General features: G+C 55.2%; 19 protein-coding genes. 10 read left to right on the plus strand and 9 right to left on the minus strand.

Annotated elements, in window-relative coordinates:
- Positions 1-170: 170 nt before the first annotated feature.
- Positions 171-968 carry an SIMPL domain-containing protein gene (locus SBL51_RS16030; protein WP_317932100.1) on the plus strand — a complete coding sequence of 266 codons (798 nt, stop codon included), beginning with the start codon at positions 171-173 and terminating at the stop codon, positions 966-968.
- A gap of 26 nt (positions 969-994) precedes the next feature.
- Here the strand turns inward: SBL51_RS16030 and SBL51_RS16035 are convergent, their stop codons facing one another.
- Positions 995-1741 carry a metallophosphoesterase family protein gene (locus SBL51_RS16035; protein ID WP_317932101.1) on the minus strand — a complete coding sequence of 249 codons (747 nt, stop codon included), beginning with the start codon at positions 1739-1741 and terminating at the stop codon, positions 995-997.
- Between the two features lie 46 nt (positions 1742-1787).
- Here SBL51_RS16035 and SBL51_RS16040 point away from each other — a divergent pair, with 46 nt between their 5' ends.
- Positions 1788-2408: a hypothetical protein gene (locus tag SBL51_RS16040; RefSeq protein ID WP_317932102.1), complete on the plus strand. Its 621-nt coding sequence runs from the start codon at positions 1788-1790 to the stop codon at positions 2406-2408.
- Between the two features lie 107 nt (positions 2409-2515).
- On the opposite strand, the gene SBL51_RS16045 is transcribed toward SBL51_RS16040, so the two are convergent.
- A complete protein-coding gene (locus tag SBL51_RS16045) occupies positions 2516-2899 on the minus strand; it encodes a VOC family protein (protein ID WP_317932103.1) in 384 nt (127 codons plus the stop codon).
- A gap of 605 nt (positions 2900-3504) precedes the next feature.
- Here SBL51_RS16045 and SBL51_RS16050 point away from each other — a divergent pair.
- Positions 3505-4386, plus strand: a complete 882-nt coding sequence (locus SBL51_RS16050; protein ID WP_317932104.1) for a DUF4382 domain-containing protein — start codon at positions 3505-3507, stop codon at positions 4384-4386.
- A gap of 80 nt (positions 4387-4466) precedes the next feature.
- Here SBL51_RS16050 and SBL51_RS16055 read toward each other — a convergent pair whose 3' ends face one another.
- Both SBL51_RS16055 and SBL51_RS16060 read right to left on the minus strand, forming a co-directional pair.
- The gene (locus tag SBL51_RS16055; protein ID WP_317932105.1) at positions 4467-5039 is read right to left on the minus strand and encodes an Hsp20/alpha crystallin family protein; all 573 of its coding nucleotides are present in this window, start codon (positions 5037-5039) and stop codon (positions 4467-4469) included.
- 154 nt (positions 5040-5193) lie between these two features.
- Positions 5194-5709, minus strand: coding sequence for an Hsp20 family protein (locus tag SBL51_RS16060; RefSeq protein ID WP_317932106.1), 516 nt, complete (start codon positions 5707-5709; stop codon positions 5194-5196).
- 1291 nt (positions 5710-7000) lie between these two features.
- Between SBL51_RS16060 and SBL51_RS16065 the strand changes: the two genes are divergently transcribed.
- From SBL51_RS16065 to SBL51_RS16080, 4 genes are read left to right on the plus strand one after another with little or no spacing between them, the layout of a single operon-like run.
- Positions 7001-7888 carry a DUF6662 family protein gene (locus tag SBL51_RS16065; protein WP_317932107.1) on the plus strand — a complete coding sequence of 296 codons (888 nt, stop codon included), beginning with the start codon at positions 7001-7003 and terminating at the stop codon, positions 7886-7888.
- A gap of 24 nt (positions 7889-7912) precedes the next feature.
- On the plus strand, positions 7913-8455 hold the full coding sequence (locus SBL51_RS16070; protein WP_317932108.1) for an FMN-binding protein: 543 nt from the start codon (positions 7913-7915) through the stop codon (positions 8453-8455).
- The gene (locus tag SBL51_RS16075) at positions 8452-9255 is read left to right on the plus strand and encodes an FAD:protein FMN transferase (RefSeq protein ID WP_317932109.1); all 804 of its coding nucleotides are present in this window, start codon (positions 8452-8454) and stop codon (positions 9253-9255) included. The genes SBL51_RS16070 and SBL51_RS16075 overlap by 4 nt, the downstream gene beginning before the upstream one ends.
- On the plus strand, positions 9252-9767 hold the full coding sequence (locus tag SBL51_RS16080; RefSeq protein ID WP_317932110.1) for a hypothetical protein: 516 nt from the start codon (positions 9252-9254) through the stop codon (positions 9765-9767). The genes SBL51_RS16075 and SBL51_RS16080 overlap by 4 nt, the downstream gene beginning before the upstream one ends.
- 75 nt (positions 9768-9842) lie before the next feature.
- On the opposite strand, the gene SBL51_RS16085 is transcribed toward SBL51_RS16080, so the two are convergent.
- From SBL51_RS16085 to SBL51_RS16095, 3 genes are all read right to left on the minus strand, one after another.
- Positions 9843-10103 carry a hypothetical protein gene (locus SBL51_RS16085; RefSeq protein ID WP_317932111.1) on the minus strand — a complete coding sequence of 87 codons (261 nt, stop codon included), beginning with the start codon at positions 10101-10103 and terminating at the stop codon, positions 9843-9845.
- Positions 10104-10459: 356 nt separating this feature from the next.
- Positions 10460-10705 (minus strand): hypothetical protein, encoded by a 246-nt coding sequence (locus tag SBL51_RS16090; RefSeq protein ID WP_317932112.1) that lies wholly within the window; start codon positions 10703-10705, stop codon positions 10460-10462.
- Positions 10706-10721: 16 nt separating this feature from the next.
- The gene (locus SBL51_RS16095; protein WP_317932113.1) at positions 10722-11906 is read right to left on the minus strand and encodes a Na/Pi symporter; all 1185 of its coding nucleotides are present in this window, start codon (positions 11904-11906) and stop codon (positions 10722-10724) included.
- 447 nt (positions 11907-12353) lie between these two features.
- Between SBL51_RS16095 and SBL51_RS16100 the strand changes: the two genes are divergently transcribed.
- The 3 genes from SBL51_RS16100 to SBL51_RS16110 are packed head-to-tail and all read left to right on the plus strand — an operon-like array spanning position 12354 to position 14279.
- On the plus strand, positions 12354-12836 hold the full coding sequence (locus tag SBL51_RS16100; RefSeq protein ID WP_317932114.1) for a DUF4265 domain-containing protein: 483 nt from the start codon (positions 12354-12356) through the stop codon (positions 12834-12836).
- A gap of 23 nt (positions 12837-12859) precedes the next feature.
- Positions 12860-13654: a peroxide stress protein YaaA gene (yaaA, locus tag SBL51_RS16105; RefSeq protein ID WP_317932115.1), complete on the plus strand. Its 795-nt coding sequence runs from the start codon at positions 12860-12862 to the stop codon at positions 13652-13654.
- Positions 13655-13679: 25 nt separating this feature from the next.
- On the plus strand, positions 13680-14279 hold the full coding sequence (locus SBL51_RS16110) for a DUF938 domain-containing protein (RefSeq protein WP_317932116.1): 600 nt from the start codon (positions 13680-13682) through the stop codon (positions 14277-14279).
- Positions 14280-14331: 52 nt separating this feature from the next.
- Here SBL51_RS16110 and SBL51_RS16115 read toward each other — a convergent pair whose 3' ends face one another.
- Both SBL51_RS16115 and SBL51_RS16120 read right to left on the minus strand, forming a co-directional pair.
- Entirely contained in the window at positions 14332-15996 is a 1665-nt protein-coding gene (locus SBL51_RS16115) for a tetratricopeptide repeat protein (RefSeq protein WP_317932117.1), read from the minus strand.
- A gap of 82 nt (positions 15997-16078) precedes the next feature.
- Complete coding sequence (locus SBL51_RS16120; protein ID WP_317932118.1) at positions 16079-17224, minus strand: GNAT family N-acetyltransferase; 1146 nt, start codon at positions 17222-17224, stop codon at positions 16079-16081.
- Positions 17225-17301: the final 77 nt, after the last annotated feature.

Consider the following 17301-nt stretch of genomic DNA (forward strand, 5'->3'; position numbering starts at 1 on the left):
TATTTATATACAGTATATAGGGAGCGGTCAAGCCGGGTGTGATAAAGAGTGTGGATGGGTGATGTATTGATGGCCGGCCAGCTAAACCTGTCAAATAGCACCAGTGGCTTAATCGTGGCGCATACATCAACCTTGAGCCTCCGCTTTCTATAACAATAAGGAGATCGTTTATGTTCAAGCGTTGCGTGGTTGGGGTGTTGGCCATTGGTAGCTGCTGTGTGAGTGGCTGGAGTTTCGCAGCGGCTGAGCTCACCGGTTCAGCAGAGGAGCTGCGCAGCTTCCTGCACCCCAACGAAAAATTGGTGAGCCTGGCGGGCGATGCTGAACAAAAGGCCTATTCCGATGAGGCGTTGGTCAGCATGGTGGTGAGCACCAAGGCCAAGCAGCTGGCCGAGGCATTGGAGGCTAACGCCCGTCTGCGCGACAGCATGCGCGCGCAACTGTTGGCTGGTGGTATCGCCGCAGACGACATCAATAATTCACAGTTTTCCAGCTCGCCCCAATACGGTTGGTTTGGCAAAACACCCAGCAGTTTTGAGGTGGCCAACCGGGTGGTGGTTAGAATTACCCATGAGCAGCAGTTGCAACTGCTGGCCGAAGTGGCCGATCAACACAGCGAAATCGATCTGGCCGACACCGAATTCAAACACTCAAAAAAAGAGCATTTTTTGCAGTTGGTAAAACAGACGGCGTTAGACAAGGTGCTGGTCGAGAAGGCGTTATACGAAAAAAACCTGGGCGTAAAACTGACACCGGTAAATTTCCGGGAAGAGCGCTTGTTAACGCACGCAACCCCGGGCGCCAGAATGCTGGAGGAGATAGTCGTGACGGCCCGCCGGCGGGATAGCAGTTATGCCGATGTGCCGGTCGCCAGGAAGGAGCCTGCCACCCGTTTTGATGAAATAGAGTACAGCGCTCATATTGTGGTCGATTTTAAAATTGTGGCGCAGAGCGACCAAGCCCAATGAATGAACGAGCGTTGCCGGCTGCCCCATTAATTAAGTACCGCGCGGCCGGTCATTAGGGCGTAGGCCCAGTCGGGCCGGCCACAGTCGCGAGCGGCGAGGGCGGCCTGCTGGTGTGGGTAGGGTATACGCCGCTCCTCCACCAGCCAGCCGGCGGCGGTTTTTTCCAGCAGGCAGTAGCGAGCGTGCGGGCTGTAGTTTTCCATGGCGTGGGGTAGTGGCAACAGGTCGCGGTAAGCCGGCAGGCCGACACTGCCCGGATTGATGATCAATTGCCCTGACTCCAACCAAACCGTGCGCGGAATATGGCTGTGGCCACAGACAATCACCTCAGCCGTAACGCCGGCAATGTCGCGGCGGATGGCGGCGTCGCTGCGCACCAGGGGTTGGCCCGACTCAACATCTTCCAGCAGGTAGCGGCTGTCATCGTCGGGCAGGCCGTGACAGGCAAAAATCTGTCCGTGTTGAGCGATTTTAGGTAGTTGAGTAAGCCAGTTTAGTGCGCTCGGTTCGAGTTGTTCCAGCACCCAGGTATAAGTGGGCGGGAGATTAGTTGAGCGACTGCCAGCCTGGTATAAATCGCGGTCTTGATTACCCTGGAGGGTGATACAATCCAGGGCCGCCAGACGTTCAAACGTGGCGGCCGGGGCAATAGGGCCGTAGAGAGAGTCGCCTAAATTGATAATAAAATCGGCGCCCTGTTTGCCAATATCAGCCAGCACGGCTTCCAGTGCAAAAATATTTGCGTGTATATCGGAAATAATGGCCCCACGCATTTTGGTTTTCCTAACGATAAAAACAGAGTGAGAGGTTACCAAACCCATGGAGTTTGCAAAATTATTTTTGGAGTACCTAAAAGTTTTGGTTTGGCCAGCTATTTTAGGGTTGGTAATTATTTTATACGGCACCCAGGTGTTTGAAATTTTAAAAACCCGGGATGTCAGCGCCTTTGGTTTAGAGGTGAGTGGCAGCCTGGATAATCTAGCGCAAAATTATGAGCAGCAGATCAGTGAACTTAAACAACAGATCAGCTCAATGGATACCACCGAAGGCAAGCAGGACTTGTTATCGCGCCTGGATCAAATTAACGGCAACGTTAAACAGGAGCTCGACAATGTTCGCAGCCAAATTCAAGCACCGGACGATACCCTGGCAGCCAGTAAACGGGAGCAGGCGGTTGTGGCCGAGCGCCGGGGCTTTGAGGCAATTATCAAGGGCGATGTTACAGCGGCGTTGGCCGAGTTTGATAAAGCCCAGACTTTTTGGCCGAGCTACCATAATGTGAGTGAAATCCACACGCTGCTGGTTCGCCACCGCGACCAGTTAAATAGCCCAGAGCAGTGGGCCAAGTTGTGCCAGCAAATACTGGCGGCACACTCTTGGGGCATGCCCAGTGATATTCGCCGGGCAATTGCAGAGAAGGCGCAGTTGGCCGACCAATAAAAATAGCTTACCAACGGCATAGCAGAGTGCGGGGTGGCTGCAAACCGCTGAGTCAATCACCAAACCCTGCGTTGCCGCTTTACTCGGCGGGCAACAGCTAGTGACCGTTAAACCTGGCCAAAGGCATAAATGCTGAATTTATTGCCATCGGGGTCGCGCACATAGGCACCGTAAGCGTTGGGTACCACTTCCCGGGGGCCGGGCTCGCCTTCGCAGCTGCCGCCGTTGGCCAGGGCTGCAGCGTGAAAGGCGTCTACCTGGGCGCTGGTGTCCGCCTTAAAGCCGATAGTGCCGCCGTTGGCGAAGGTGGCGGGTTCGCCATTACGCGGCTTGGTGACAATAAAAGCCAAACTATCGGTGCCGTACATCAGGCGGGCATCGTCTACTGCCATTAAACACTGCATGCCAATAGCCGCGAGCACGGCATCGTAGAAGGCTTTGGATTTTTGGATATCGTTACTGCCAACGACAACATGGGTAAATACACTCATGAGAGCTCCTTAACTGAGTTTGCTGAATTAGAGTTGGCTAATGGAAAGTTTTAATAAAACTGCCACTTAGCACGACTCGTATAAATGAAAAGCTTTTTATTGTTCTTTATTGCTGGTGCAACGCGTATTGGTCAACAGCGGCCACACATCAGTAACGAAACCCTCGCCCGGTTCCTGATCAACAGCAGTAGTATTTATAAAGCGTTGACCAGGGCAATAGCCAGTACTCTGGTTGCCTAGTTTGCGAGGATCGAGTTGGTTCACTCATCGTACAGCCACTTAATTTCCCCTCCCAAAGCGCCAGCCGTTATGCAACTGCTCAGACTTTTTAGATTTAAGCCGCCTAGCAGATAGTTGTTTTTTGCACAATGGAGTGCAGCTAGAATTGGCACTGTTTACCATATAAACAGATACTAATATCGCTAAAGCGAGCAGTACATCACGGTTTTTGGGCTGAGGTGGCACGGGATTCGTCAACTGGTTAACAAATATTTACATTGGCCGGGCGCAGTTCTCGTTCTAAACCACTATTGATACTACTTCACATCAGAATCTGAGAGGGTGTATATAATTCCTCAAATCACGCAAATAATATGGAGTTGCATGTGAACTATTCTAAATTTCTTCCGGTATTAGGGGTTTGTGCTTTAGTAACCGCTTGTGGCGGCAACAGTGGAAGCAGTAGCAGCAGCCGGTTGAGCCTGGCGATTACCGATGGCCCGGTGGAGATGGCCGATGCCGTGGTGGTGGTGTTCGATTCTGTTGAGCTGCAGGGGCCAGAGCGCACCGAAATTACCCTGGATGAAGCCGTCGCGATTAATCTGCTCGACTATCAGAACGGTGAAAGCCTGCTGTTGCTGGATGGCGTTACCCTGCCGGCCGGTGAATACCAGTGGATTCGCCTGGGGGTGGTAGAAGCCGAGAGTTACATAGAAATAGACGGCATGCAGTACCCCTTGGAGATCCCCTCTTCAGCACAAACCGGCTTGAAGATGAACCGTGGCTTCACCCTGGCCGCGGGTGGTATTTCCCAATTCACTATCGATTTTGACCTGCGCAAATCGGTGCATCAGGAAGGCACTGGCGATTACAAATTACGCCCCACGCTGCGCCTGGTGGACAACCTGGAAGTGGGTGTCATCAGTGGTACGGTTAGTGATGCTCTGATTACCGATGTCGAGTGTGACAATGGCGACAACAACGATATGGGTAACGTTGTTTATCTGTACTCTGGCCTGGATGCTACAGTGCTGGATGTGCAGGGCGCGGAAACCGACCCACTGGCCAGCGCCAATGTAGAATTTAATACTGACACCGGGCTTTATGAGTACACCCTGGCTTTTGTTGCCGCTGGTGACTACACCCTGGCCTTTACCTGTGATGCCGTGTTGGATGATCCGTTGCTGGATGACAGTGCCGTGGTCACCTTTACCGCGGGTACCAATGTTTCTGTTACTGCCGATGAGGTTTCCACGGTCGATTTTTAATTCACCGCTGGTTTCGCAAAAAAAACGGCGCTGTTACCAGCGCCGTTTTTTTTGGGGGGGCGCGCAGTGCGCGGCCAAGGTTAGTGGTGTTGTTCGCTAATTTCGATTCGCCGGGCATTGTCCTGTTTGGTTACCGGGTGCCTGGGTATCTCCAGCTTTAATACACCATCGGTCAGCTGGGCCTGAATGTCTTCGGCGATGGCATCTTCCGGCAGCGCCAGAGTGCGTTGGAAGCTACCATAGCGGCGCTCCATACGATAAAACTGTTTCTCTTTGTTCTCCTGCTCGTGGTGAATTTCGCCTTTAATGGTTAATACGTCGCCGGCGATATCGATGCTGATATCTTTGGCCGACAGGCCGGGAACATCCAGTTTGATTTGGTAATTTTTAGTGGTTCCAGAAATATCAATATTGGGCCGGAAAGTATCATCAAAGGGCGACCAGTTGCGGGTTGCAGAAACCGGGTTGCCAACCGCGCCGAACAGTTCATCGAACAGCCGATCAAACTCCTGATGAAGCCGGGTTACCGGATGACTGTTGGCAGAATAAAAGTGGGCATCATTTTGTACGCCCTGACGACTGTGGTGCACAGTGGGTTGATGGGACTCTTCGTGGGTAAACCAGTTCCACGGGTTAAGTTTTTGTAAGTTCATAGCGTTTATCCTCCACCGGGTGCCGGGGCACTGGCGAAAACAAACAGCGTGTCAGTGGCTGCGGCACAATTGATTAAACGTGTACGCCTCTCTCTAACAACACATAACCCGGTAAAAAATTACCGGGTTAAGTGCATGCCTGGGTTTGACAATGTTAAGCGATTTTTTCTTCGTGGGTTTTTATTTCACTGTGATTGACTGCTTCACTTTGATTGGCGCTCTCTTGCTCCACATTTTCCAATGCGGATGCCCCAGTACCAATCGCAATGGTACGTGGTTTCATGGCCTCAGGAATTTCGCGTACCAAATTAATGGTTAGCAGTCCGTTGGCGAGGTCGGCACCTTTAACCTCGACGTGGTCGGCCAGGTTAAATTTGCGCTCGAACGCACGGTTGGCAATACCCTGGTGTAAGAATTGACGTTCGCCGTTGGACTCTTTGCGACCGCGCACAGAGAGCACATTTTTGTCGATGTTGATATCCAGCTCTGCTTGTGAGAAGCCGGCGACAGAGAGGGTAATGGCGTATCGGTTTTCGCCAAGAACCTCGATGTTGTAGGGCGGGTAGCTGTTGCTGACCGCGTCGGTGCGCAGAGCATTATTCAATAGAGATGACAGGTGATCAAAGCCGACGCCGGTGCGGTAAAGTGGGGTTAAATCGATAGATTTCATAACGTATCCTCCAGAAGAAGCAATAGTGTAGTTAGTAGCAGAACTCTTGGAGCCTCTGCCACTGGGTAATTAGTTGAGGATCTGTTGTGCTACTTTCAAGTGGTTGTGATAAAAAACTTAAATTAAAAATAAATTTATAAATACTTTATTAGAAATAATATCTATAAATCATATTCGGGCGATGCGAGAAAGCTGGACGTTGCTACCGGGGTCCAGAAAAAATCAGATGGAGAGAAAAACAATCAGATAGAAGGGGGCGGAGTTTACGAAAAATATTTTTATGGCGGTGTGCTCGTCTGAGCGGTTCCTCAACGGTTGCTAGATAGTTGGTAGTCGATTGATGTAAATCAGATGGCGATAAAGTGGATGGCTCAGATAAATAGAATGAGCCACATGGAAATACGAATCTGCCAGAAAGTGGGGCTAATCAATCGAAAAATAATGTTTAAGGTGTTAAATAAATATTTAACTCTGGCAAACAGGCTCATTAAAAGGAGTGAAAAGGAAGAGGAGTGAAAAAGCGAAAAGAAAAAGATTCACAATAACAGAGCGTGAAAAGCTGTAGTCAGCTCGTTACTCTGCTGAAAATAGATTCTCTTGGTAAAAAAACCTGGCTTAAACCAGCTTGCTTTAAACCCCTCGGCCACACGCAATGCCCGCACTTGCAACCTTGGTTGGATTCGCCCCGGTTAAGCTTCAAATAAAAATGTCTGCCAGTAATGCAGTAAGTTGAGGTGAGTCATCAATAAATCAAGAGCGGCCAGAAATTTTTTCTTGGGCAATCAGTTCCACTCTCAAGTTTATTGCTAGGGTATGTTAATGGCGTATTGCTTTGCAGCTGCGCACAACATCCGGCTTTTTATCAATTAGCCCTATCAACCGGCTCACCCACCAGCTCTACCAATCAAACCGTCATGCTCGGCAACGACTGAGTTGAGCTGTAGTGGGTTGAGTGCGAGACCTTGGCGGAATACAGCCGATCCTTGTTGTTACCAGGTAATCCGGCTTGCCTGGATAGCCTCTCCAATGTGCCATAAGGCGTCTGAAGACGCCCTGACAAATCCCAGTACCCCCTGACAAGCACTTGAACTCGTTGACGCCAAGCTACTCCGTTGGCTGTTAGCAGGCCGAGGTTTACTGCCGTTACGGTTAACAATTAGGCCCCAAGTTTGGTGGGTTTGATGAAGATCAAGAAGTTCGCCGCCACCCCTTGGAAAAATAAATATAAATCTATATGATAATCGTTTTTATTAGCAATGACGTTGGAATGGACATTTTGGGGGATAGAACTGTGGGAAAATTAACAACTTTAGGGCTGCTTATGAGCGCCTTCTCTCTGCCGGCCATGGCGGGAGAGAGCCTGTTTGGCTTTGTGAAAGGGGCGGAGACCCTACCTGAGGGGGCCGGCGAGCTCTATCAGAAGGTAATCTCCCGTAGTGATAAAGGAACAGGCGAGTACGAGGCGATTAACTGGGAAACCGAGCTGGAGTACGGCATTACCGACCGCTTCTCCATGTCGGGCTCCTTCAAAATGCTGAGCCTGGATACCAGTGGCCTGATTATTGATGGCTACCTGCCCAAGGAGGAGGATTTCAGCTTTAAACCCATGGGTCTGGAAGCGGCGGCCACCTACATGTTCTTGAGCCCAGCGAAGGACAACTTCGGCCTGTCGGGCCAGATCTCTTTCGACTACAGCTGGTTGGATACCCACAGCGGCCAGGAGAAAGATACCTACTCCCTGGAGCTGGACGCCATCGCCCAGAAGTTTTTCCTGGAGGGGCAGTTGGTGTGGGGCGCCAATTTTGGGGTGGAAACCACCTACGCCGATCGCAAAGAGATCGACGGTCTGCCGGCGGATTTCGACTGGCCAACCGACCCGGAGATGGAAATTGAGCTGAAGTTTGGTACCGGTTTGAGCTATCGCTTCGCGCCCAACTGGTTTGTCAGCCTGGAGGCCTACTACGAAACCGAATTTGAAACCGAAGTGGGCCAGGAGCGCTGGTCGGTCTTTGCTGGCCCGTCACTGCACTACGGCGCTGCCAAATGGTGGGCCACGCTCAGCTGGTTGCCGCAGATGAAAGGCGGCGGTGAGCAGTATGAAGGCCAGGAAGATACCGATCTGCACCTGATCGAAAAGACCGAAGAAGAGCTGCGCCTGACCGTGGCGTTGAACTTCTAAGCGCACGGCGATTGGAGAACCACTATGCGAGATCCTCTAGCGGGTTTGTGGTTTGTGCCGTTGAGCGTCATCAGTGTCAGCGCATATTGCGCTGACTATCTGACCGTCAGCCAGGCACAAAAGGCCATCTTTGGCGAACAGGCGATCTTTTTGGAGTCTCCTCTGGAGCTCTCAAATGATCAGAGAAAGGCTATTAAAAAGGCCGCCGGCACCCGCCAACGCCAGCAGACGCAGGCGGCGTGGCAGGTGATGGGCGCCGATGGCAAGCTGGTGGGCTGGTTTTTCGTCGACGATGTGATCGGCAAGCACGAATACATCAGCTACGCCTTAGGGGTCTCGGTTGCGGGTGAAATCCTGGGTATGGAGATCATGAGCTATCGCGAAAGCCACGGTGACGAAGTGCGTGAAGCCAGCTGGCGTGAAAAGTTTGTCGGCAAGCATCTGGGTGACCCCTTCAAGCTGGATGAGGATGTGCCCAATATCAGCGGCGCCACCCTCTCCTGTCGCAACCTGCTGGATGGTGCCAAGCGCTTGTTGGTGATCTACGATCTCTACCTGCAGCAATGAAGCCGCTGGTTACCCGTCGAGCCCGGCCGGGTTTGGGCACGTTGGTGGAGGTGGGGGTGGTCGGCCTGGCCACCGAAGCGGCCAGTGCGGCGCTGGCGCAGGCGTTTCAAACCATCGCTACCATTGACCGGCAGTTGAGCTTCCACCGGCCCGATAGCTGGCTGTCGCAACTCAATGGGGCTCCCGGCCAGTGGTTGGCGGCGGAGCCAAGCTACTACCGACTGCTGCTGTTGGCCAAGCGGTTGTGCCGCGCGAGCGACCATCGTTTTAACCCCACGGTGGGTGGTCTGCTGGTGCGCAGCGGCGCACTGCCAGCCCATGTGCAGCACCCCTATCTCGATAGCGGTGTGGCCGATGATATCGAGCTGCAGGGCGGCCGGGTGCGTCTGCGGCGGCCGGTGTTACTAACCCTCGATGGTATCGCCAAGGGCTATGCCATTGACTTGGGTATCAAAGAGCTGAAAAAATCAGCGGCCGCCGGCGGCTGGATTAATGCAGGCGGTGATTTGCGTGCCTTTGGCGAAGCCAAGCTGGCTGTGCAACTGCGCGGTACCGATGGCCAGGCGCAGATCAGTAATGGTGCCCTGGCAACCAGCCGCTTGTCGGGGCAGTATGATGAGCGTTTCCCGGCCTGCATGAGTGATGGCACCAGCCTGCTGGCGGCCAGTAGTGAAACGGTCAGTGTTCGGGCGCGCTTCGCCTGGCGGGCCGATGCTCTCACTAAGGTGGTGGCCGGTAGTCGCGGTGCCGAGCGGCAACAATTGTTAAACAGATTTCGAGGCAAGACGTTTTCGGTATGAGACAAAAACAGCGCTCAGTAGGCTTTGCCGGCTACTCGCCCTGGTTTATTCCAGTGCTGGTGGTGGCCACCGTGGTGGTGGTGGCCAGCGGTGTTGGTCTGCTACCCAGCATGTTGGAGTTTAAGTTCTACCTCGAACCCCCGCTCACCATCAGCATGCAGAGCCGCGTGGCCGTGGCCGCAACCCACTGCGGCGCCGGTATTGGCCTCTTTTTCCTGGTGGGAGCACTGTGGCAGGCGCATATGCGCTCCGGCTGGCGCCGGAAGAAGCAGCGTTGGAGTGGTGTGATATTGCTGGTCTGTTTTGCACTGTTGGGCTTGAGTGCTCTGGGACTCTACTACTTTGGCGCTGAGCTGTCGCAGCAGCTCGCCAGTGTGCTGCATATGGCGGCGGCCGTGGTGTTTGCCGGGTTGATGCTCTGGCATGGTCTGGCCCATCGCTTTCGCGCGGCAGCCAAGGCTACTCTGGCTGAGAAGGTGGCCACTGGCAGCTGTGTACCTAGCGCTAAGTAGGATTAGAGCTAGGGAGGTTCAGGGTTGGGAAGGCGCTGGCTTGGTCGGGGTGTTAGTCTGCTAGGCGACGTATTCTTAGCCGTGTCGATACTTGTGGCGATGTAACAACTTCTTCAGGTCAACCATTAGCAATTCGCCGAAGTCTTTCAGGCGATAAAAGCGTTGATCCACCTCTGCCAGGCAATCTTCCAAGTGATCGACCATCACGTGTTGTTCCGCTTCCTCTAACTTCTGCAATTCGAACTTCATCTCCACCAGGGTGGATTCGAGTTGAACAATTTTGTGCTCGAGAAGAGAACGTTGCGCGTGCAGCTGCTCCAATTGTCGATCAAACATAACTCACTCCTAACTACTATGAGAGATATGGCTTTGGCTTCTCTATGTAATGGTCCGATGCAGGGGCGGATACAAGAAACCCCACCGTGGTGGAAATTACAAATCTGCGCATAAACATAGCATACTCAAATAAGTATCACAAAGATATGCTTAGTATATACATTAATAGGCGGCGGTGTGGGGGTGGGTCACTGTCACTGTGAACGCCCGCGGTAGCAGCGGTGGCTAGTTAGAGAATCTCGGAGGCGGGCCCACCAATAGAGGCGGGGCCCAAAAGGGCAGCAGGGGCGCAAGAAAGTTGCCACTCACCTGCGTGCGTAAGCGGGTGCGCAGTAGCGGTCGATTGGCAGGGGGGGTCAGGAGTGGTGCAGCAATTTTTTCAAATCGTTCAGCAGCATGTCGCCAAAATCTTTGAGGTGGCTGTAGCGCTCGTCCGCTTCAACCAAGTACTCCTCCAGGTGGTCCACGGCTTCGTGTTGCTCCAGCGCTTCAAGCTCGGCCAATTTACCTTTGAGGTCACTCAAGGTTTGCTCCAGGTGGGCAATCTGGGTCACCAGTTGCTGCCGTTGCTGGTGGATTTTGTCGATGTTGATCTCGCTCATAACCGGCTTCTCCGCGCTATTCAAACAGTTGGCTGATGCCAACAAAAATCAGGGGAATCACCAAAAAGACGAGCAGCAGATAGGCCGCTATCACCAGTTTGTTCTTCATGGCGGCGTTAGCGAGCGCCTCGGCACAGGTGAGCGGAATCTCCCGCAGCCAAGGCAGGGTGTAGATGACAATCACACCCAGGAAATTGTAGGCAAAGTGCACCATGGCAATTTCCATGGCCAACACAGAATTGGTCCCGGTAATGGCCGTGGCGGCGAGGATACCGGTAATGCAGGTGCCGATATTGGCACCCAGGGTGAAGGGGTAGATTTGACGCAGGGTGAAGACGCCGCTGCCGGCCAGAGGCACGATCAGGCTGGTGGTGGTGGAGGAGGACTGCACCAACACGGTCATCAGTGTGCCAGAGCCGATGCCGGTAATCGGCCCGCGGCCAATGGCCCGGTGTAGCAACTCCTTGGCCCGGCCCACCATTAGCATCTTCAGCAGCTTACCGATGAAGGTGATGGAGACAAAAATAGCGAGTACACCCAGGGCAATCACCAGTGAGCCGGCCAGGGTGTTGGGCATAATCTCTTTCAGTACGGCCAGCAGGCTTTTCACCGGTGGTGAGACAATCGCCTTCATAAAGTTGAGGTCGCCCATGGCCAGTGAACCGCCGCCCACCAGCAGGTTGGCGAGCAGGCCACCCACCTTCTCCAACAGGCCGAACATCATCTCCAGTGGCAGAAAGATCACGACCGCCAGCAGGTTGAAGAAGTCGTGTACGGTGGCGGCGGCGAAGGCTCGACGGAACTCCTCACCCTGGCGAACGTGGCCGAGGCTGACGATGGTATTGGTGATGGTGGTGCCGATGTTGGCACCCATTACCATGGGGATGGCAATGCTGACCGGCAAGCCGCCAGCCACCAAGCCGACGATGATCGAGGTCACGGTGCTGGAGGATTGGATCAGGGCGGTGGCGACGATACCCATCACCAACCCGGTGACTGGGTTGCGGGCAAATTCAAACAGAGATTCAGCGTGGCTGCCGGCGGCCAGTTTGAAGCCGCTGCCGATCATCGAGACCGCCACCAGCAGCAGGTAGATCAGGCCAATAACAAACAGCCAGCTCTGCCAGGTGGGATGGTGGGTGGTATTGCTCGCGGAAGGTGTGGCGCTGTTGCTGGGGTTAACGCTGCTATCTGAATTCATTTTGACGGTTTACTGGTTCCAGGCGTGCAGCCGGGCTGGCGCTCTGTGGGGTGACTTTTTCGGTCATCACGCACGGCAGCGCAAATTGGGTTAGGTTTCCATTGTGTTACAGAAACATTAAGAAAATATGACATTCATCGGCTTGGGAGCGCATTTTCCGGGCGGGGCTGCCGCTCTCGCCTGGCGATATTACCCCTCTCCGAGCCAATTCCAGATGCCAAAATTGGGCGCGACTATACACCAGATGACAATCGGGAGGAACTGGAATCGATCAAACAATGAGCAGTGGTATTAAGTTGTATAGATTGGTAACAGAGTGGCCAAGCCGTTGCTATATTCACAGCGCAAGCAGGTGTCTTATCCACAAAAGAAGTAGGGAAAATAAATGCGTATAATGCTCCCGATTAAACCAATTGATTATCAATAGCACAGTGATAGCGGTATGTTATGCAGTCTTTACAAGTGATCGAGATGTTTGCCGGTACCCGCCCGGATGGGCAGGCGGTGGTCGAGCGTTTACGGGTGACCGTCAATCCCGATAACAGCGCCCAACTGGCCCTGGCGCCGGCCTTTGTCCAGGGGCTGGCGCGCGGAGATACCATCGCCAAGGATCCGGATACCGATGAGTTCACCCTGGTGCGGCGCTCGGGCAATCTCTGCATCCGGGTCTACAGCCGCGAACATATCGATGCCATCTCACTGGAGCTGACGCCGGCGTTGGAGAAGCTGGGCGGCGAGTTGGATGTCGAGAGTGAACGCATGCTGGTCTACAGCATTCACGTCTCTTGCGGCTTTAGCGCCATTGAAGCGCTGTTGAACCAGGCCATAGCGCCCTTTAGCGAGAGCACCTGGCTCTATGGCAATGTTTATGATCCTGCCGATGGCGTGACACCGCTCAATTGGTGGCAGGAATTTCTTTCACCGGAATGATCAACTAGGGAACCCCACGTCGTATGTTATTGGTGATCTCACCCGCGAAAACCCTCGATTTCGAAACCAAACCCGTTACCAAAACCGCCACCCAGCCCGATTTTCTGGCCGACTCCGCGTTGTTGATTGATGAGTTGCGCGAATTGGCGCCGCAGGATATTTCGGCGCTGATGTCGATCAGCGACAAGCTGGGGGTGCTCAACTTCGACCGCTTCCAGCAGTGGTCGCCACCCTTTAGCGCCGACAACGCCAAACAGGCGGTGCTGGCCTTTAAGGGTGACGTCTACACCGGCCTGGAGGCCGAATCCTTCAGCCGCGACGAGTTCAAGTTTGCCCAGAATCACCTGCGCATCCTCTCCGGCCTCTATGGCGTATTGCGGCCGCTGGACTTGATGCAGGCCTATCGCCTGGAGATGGGCACCAAGTTTGCCAACCGGCGCGGCAAGGATCTCTACCAGTTCTGGGGCGATAAGGTCACCGATGCCCTCAACACGCAGCTGGGCAAACTGAAGAGCGAAGTGCTGGTTAACCTCGCCTCCAATGAATACTTCAAAGCGGTCAGCAGTAAAAAAATTGCCGGTCGTATCGTCACCCCGGTATTCAAGGATCTGAAAAACGGCGACTACAAGATCATCAGCTTCTACGCCAAGAAGGCGCGCGGCATGATGGCCGCCTGGATCATCCGCAACCAGATCACCGATGTCGAGCAGCTGGTCAATTTCAATGTTGGCGGCTATCAGTTCAGCAAAGCGCTCAGCAAAGGCGACCAGTGGGTATTTACCCGCGACCACGCCGAAGAGAGCGATCAGGCAGCGTAAGCGCAGTTACCAGCGAGGCCCGCGAATGAACCCGGAGAAGCCATTTTCCCAGGCGTGTGAAAATAACCAGGCGCCCATCTTTACCCATCTGGCGCGCCTGTTCAGTGACCGGCAGCAGGTGCTGGAGGTGGGCTCTGGTACCGGCCAGCACGCGGTCTACTTTGGCGAGCGGCTGCCGCACCTCACCTGGCAGACCAGCGATCTGCCCGAGAACCACGCCGGTATAAAACTCTGGCTGGACGACTACCCGGGCAGCAATCTGCGGCCACCGCTGGCCTTTAACGTTAATGGTCAGTGGCCGGCGCTGACCGTCGATGGCCTGTTCACCGCCAACACTCTGCACATTATGAGCTGGGCCTCGGTGCAACAGTTCTTTGCCGGGCTACCCGGCCTGTTGGCGCCGGGTGCTCTGCTGGTGGTTTATGGTCCGTTTAACTACGGCGGGCAGTTTACCAGCGACAGCAACGCCCGCTTTGAGCAGTGGCTGAAGTCGACCGACCCCGAGCGCGGCATTCGCGACTTTGAAGCAGTGTGCGAGCTGGCCACGGGTGTGGGTTTAACGCTGCTGGAAGACAACCCCATGCCGGCCAACAATCGTCTGCTGGTGTGGCGTTATCAAGATTAGTGGTGGGGTTGGACAATCCTGAGGCCCGAGCCGGCAAGGGTGTGCGGATAGCTTAGCTGGTGGCTTCGCTGCCAACCTGCTGCGCTTCCTGGAACTGCTGGCGCAGCGCCTGGGCGCGGGCAAACTGCGGGTCGCTGGCGTCGATATCGCGAATGCGGTCGAAACAGCGGTTGATCACGGTGACGTCGTTCTCATCCAACAGCGTCTGGTGGCGCTCCAACAGCACCTGCACCAGGTTTAGATTCAAACCGGAGTGGTTGGGGTAGAGGCTCAATGCCTGTTTGAAAATGTGGGTTGCCTGGCTGTAGTTGCGCTCCTGGTAGGCGCCAATCCCCGACTTGGTGAGCTTGGCCACCTCGGTCCTGGCATCGGCGGAGAGGGGCTTCGGGCTGAGCCGCTCGAGCTTCGCCATAACTTCCCGCTGGTCGGCAAACTGGCCGGCACAGAGGCGCAGGTGTTCCTGGGCCAGCTGTTCGTTGCCAGCGGCCTGCAGCAGGCGCACATAGTCCAGGTGGCTGGCGGCGTCCTGGGGCTGGCTCGCCTGAAACAGCTGGCGAGCCTGTTCCGCCTCCTGCTCGGCGCCGGGCAGTTGGAACGACTGCTTCACATTGGCGCTGACCAAGGCCGACTGCAGCGCCATATCGGGCTCATCGGTGTACTGTTCACGGGCGCGACGCACCTGTCGCAATGCCTGCTCCCCTTTCTCTTTGCTCAACTTGCCACCCGCCAGGCGTGCGCTTTCGGCGGTTTTGCGGGCGAAGTTGAGGTAATCGCTGCCGCTCTCCTCAATGCTGCCGGAACCCCAACGGATTGCCTGTTTGTAGGAGCTGAGGCTGGTTTCGACATCGCCATTGAGTTCGGCCAGGTCGGCCAACAGGCGCTGGCGGCGCACCGATTTGGGTGACAGGTCGCAGGCCCGTTCGGTGTGCTGTTGTGCCTGTTCGTAGTCGGTGCGCTTGCGGCTGAGCTTGGAGAGCAGGTCGTGGGCTTCCACATAGCGGTGATCCTGCTCCAGGACCTTGTAGAGAATCTTCTCCGCCTGCTCCTCAGCGCCTAAGTCAATCAGTGTTTGCGCCAAACCGAGCATGGCCCAGGGCAGTGGCCGCTGTTGGATAATGCGCTCGTAGTGTTCGCGCGCCTCGTGCAGTTGGCCCAGCAGAAACAGAATGCGGCCGCGCAGCCGCTCGGCATCGAAGGCGTAGCGCTCCTGGTTGGCGATCATGGTGTCGCACAGGGCGAGGGCCTCTCGGTACTGCTTTTCGCCAAACAGTTTTTTGATGGACAACAGGGCTTGATGTTTGATCAGTAGCCGGTCCAGGCGCCGGCAGAACTGGCTGGGGGTGAAGGGTTTGGCGATATAGTCGTCGGGCTGGCTTTCGATGGCGCCCAGAACCATTTCGCGCGAGGTCTCGCCGGTGATCATGATAAACAGGTCGGTGGGGAAGAGCAGTTGCTTGGCGCGCAGGGTCTCGAGCAGCTGCTGGCCATCTTGGCTGCGGCCAAGGTTGTAGTCGCACAGAATCATGCTGTAGTGGCGTGTGCTGCACAGGGCAATCGCCTCGGCGGCGTTGGGAGCGGTGTCGATTCGGGCCAGCCCCTGGTTGGCGACCATGCGTTTGATCGCGCCCCGCATCTCCGGCATATCATCGATGATCAGGCAGCGATGCTCTTCGTAGAGCTTCAGCAGATCGATTTTTCGGGTCTGTTGGTCGTTCAATGTGAGCACTCGGAGCGTTTAACTTTCAGTTTAGTTGAAAAATACATTAACGCTGGCTAATTGAGCGCTGCGCCCGCCAGGGTTACTCCTGTTTGAACGGCAGCAGCTGGGCGGCCTCCGCCATATAGGCCTCGATATGGGGCACTTCGCGGGTGACGAAATCGACCACCGCCGCGTGGAAGCGGTGGTCGGCCAGCCAGTGGTTGGACCAGGTGGCGGTGGGGGTGAAGCCGCGCTGGATCTTGTGTTCGCCCTGGGCGCCCGGGTCAAAGCAGGCAAGCCCCTGTTCGATGGCGTACTCGATGCCCTGGTAGTAGCAGGCCTCAAAATGGAGGCCATCGAACTCATCCAGGGCGCCCCAGTAGCGCCCGTAAAGGTGGCTGCTGCTTTTAAAGAAGAGCGCGGCGGCGACAAAGCGATCCTCTTTAAAGGCCTGCGCCATCATCAGGTGGTCGGCCAGCTTTTCACCCAGGGCCTGGAAAAAGGCCTCGTTCAAGTAACCTTCGTGGCCGCTGCGTTTGAGGTAGGTGAGCCGATAGAAATCGTAGAAGCGGTGCCAATCCTTCGGGGTGAGCTCCACCCCCTCGACTCGGCGCAGGGTGATGCCCTGCTCGGGGATTTTCTGCCGCTCTTTTTTCAAATTCTTACGCTTGCGGCTGTTAAAGGTGGCCAGAAAGTCGTCGAAGTTCGAGAAGTTGTGGTTAAACCAGTGGAACTGGCAGGCTTGGCGCAGACAGAAGCCCTGGGCCGCCAACTGCTGGGCCACCTCGGTCTCTGGGAAGAGGCAGTGCCAGGAGGAGGCGTGCAGCTCCGCCGCGAGGCTCTGCACACGCGCCAGTAACTGCCCGGTGAGCCCTTCCCGCTCGGCGGGGGTTAAGTGCTCAGCAAAACAGAAACGGGGGCCGGTGGCGGGGGTAAACGGGATGGCGGTGACCAACTTGGGGTAGTAGTCGTGGCCGATGCGGCGATAGGCGTCGGCCCAGGACCAGTCAAACACATACTCGCCATAGGAGTGGGTTTTGATAAACAGCGGCAGCAGTGCCACCGGCTGCCCATCCTCGTAAGCCACCAGGTGGCTGGGCTGCCAGCCGCTCTGGGCAGTGGTGGCTCCGGACTCCTCCAGCGCCAGAAAAAAGGCCTGCTGCAGAAAGGGGTAGTCGCGACCGGTTAATTGGTGCCACTGGGGGTCGGTCAGGGCGCGGGCGCTGGCGATAACTTCAATCGGCATGATAAGAGGTCCGGCTTCTGGCTTGTGGGCAGATGCGCTATCTAACCACAAAGCGTTCGCAAAAATGAGGCTCTCTC

Origin of the sequence: Halioxenophilus sp. WMMB6 (genome assembly GCF_033283405.1) — a bacterium.
Taxonomy (GTDB): Bacteria; Pseudomonadota; Gammaproteobacteria; order Pseudomonadales; family Cellvibrionaceae; genus Halioxenophilus.

Excerpts from the sequence above, each read along its gene's own strand:
- SBL51_RS16110 (WP_317932116.1), top strand. The coding sequence starts at position 13,680 with ATGAACCCGGAGAAGCCATTTTCCCAGGCGTGTGAAAATAACCAGGCG.
- SBL51_RS16095 (WP_317932113.1), bottom strand. The coding sequence starts at position 11,906 with ATGAATTCAGATAGCAGCGTTAACCCCAGCAACAGCGCCACACCTTCC.
- yaaA (WP_317932115.1), top strand. The coding sequence starts at position 12,860 with ATGTTATTGGTGATCTCACCCGCGAAAACCCTCGATTTCGAAACCAAA.
- SBL51_RS16045 (WP_317932103.1), bottom strand. The coding sequence starts at position 2,899 with ATGAGTGTATTTACCCATGTTGTCGTTGGCAGTAACGATATCCAAAAA.
- SBL51_RS16080 (WP_317932110.1), top strand. The coding sequence starts at position 9,252 with ATGAGACAAAAACAGCGCTCAGTAGGCTTTGCCGGCTACTCGCCCTGG.
- SBL51_RS16085 (WP_317932111.1), bottom strand. The coding sequence starts at position 10,103 with ATGTTTGATCGACAATTGGAGCAGCTGCACGCGCAACGTTCTCTTCTC.
- SBL51_RS16035 (WP_317932101.1), bottom strand. The coding sequence starts at position 1,741 with ATGCGTGGGGCCATTATTTCCGATATACACGCAAATATTTTTGCACTG.
- SBL51_RS16075 (WP_317932109.1), top strand. The coding sequence starts at position 8,452 with ATGAAGCCGCTGGTTACCCGTCGAGCCCGGCCGGGTTTGGGCACGTTG.
- SBL51_RS16040 (WP_317932102.1), top strand. The coding sequence starts at position 1,788 with ATGGAGTTTGCAAAATTATTTTTGGAGTACCTAAAAGTTTTGGTTTGG.
- SBL51_RS16030 (WP_317932100.1), top strand. The coding sequence starts at position 171 with ATGTTCAAGCGTTGCGTGGTTGGGGTGTTGGCCATTGGTAGCTGCTGT.
- SBL51_RS16060 (WP_317932106.1), bottom strand. The coding sequence starts at position 5,709 with ATGAAATCTATCGATTTAACCCCACTTTACCGCACCGGCGTCGGCTTT.
- SBL51_RS16100 (WP_317932114.1), top strand. The coding sequence starts at position 12,354 with ATGCAGTCTTTACAAGTGATCGAGATGTTTGCCGGTACCCGCCCGGAT.
- SBL51_RS16120 (WP_317932118.1), bottom strand. The coding sequence starts at position 17,224 with ATGCCGATTGAAGTTATCGCCAGCGCCCGCGCCCTGACCGACCCCCAG.
- SBL51_RS16070 (WP_317932108.1), top strand. The coding sequence starts at position 7,913 with ATGCGAGATCCTCTAGCGGGTTTGTGGTTTGTGCCGTTGAGCGTCATC.
- SBL51_RS16090 (WP_317932112.1), bottom strand. The coding sequence starts at position 10,705 with ATGAGCGAGATCAACATCGACAAAATCCACCAGCAACGGCAGCAACTG.
- SBL51_RS16055 (WP_317932105.1), bottom strand. The coding sequence starts at position 5,039 with ATGAACTTACAAAAACTTAACCCGTGGAACTGGTTTACCCACGAAGAG.